Below are 450 nucleotides of genomic sequence, written 5' to 3' on the forward strand. Positions count from 1 at the left end.
AACTATAATGCATTTAAAAAATTTAATAATTAAAAACTTTAGAAATTTTGAAGCTATTGATATTCCATTGAGCAGTAATGTTGTGTTGCTTGGGGAAAATCGTATAGGGAAAAGTAATTTATTGTTTGCTTTGCGTTTGGTGATAGATCAATCACTTCCTGATTCAGCCAGAAACTTGAGAATTTCAGATTTTTGGGATGGATGTGATTTATCAAAAAAACCTCAAATTGAAATTCATTTAGATATTACCGATTTTGAAAATGATCCTTATTTAACTGCTTTACTAACAGATTATAGACTTGCTCATGACTATAAAACTATTCGATTAAGCTATGTTTTTAGATGTAAAGCTGAGATTACTGGTTTACCAATAAGTAGTGAAGACTTTGAATTCATGGTTTATGGCGGAGGAGTTGAAACAAGACAAATTCATAATCAAGTAAGAAGACA

1 protein-coding gene is annotated in these 450 nt (G+C 29.8%); it reads left to right on the plus strand.

The genetic code is table 11. The features are described 5' to 3' along the window. Window positions 1-450, plus strand: a 450-nt coding sequence (locus CL42_RS16320; RefSeq protein ID WP_035271110.1) for an AAA family ATPase, incomplete at both ends; no start/stop codon positions are given.

It is taken from the genome of Acinetobacter sp. Ver3 (assembly GCF_000632455.1).
GTDB lineage: Bacteria > Pseudomonadota > Gammaproteobacteria > Pseudomonadales > Moraxellaceae > Acinetobacter.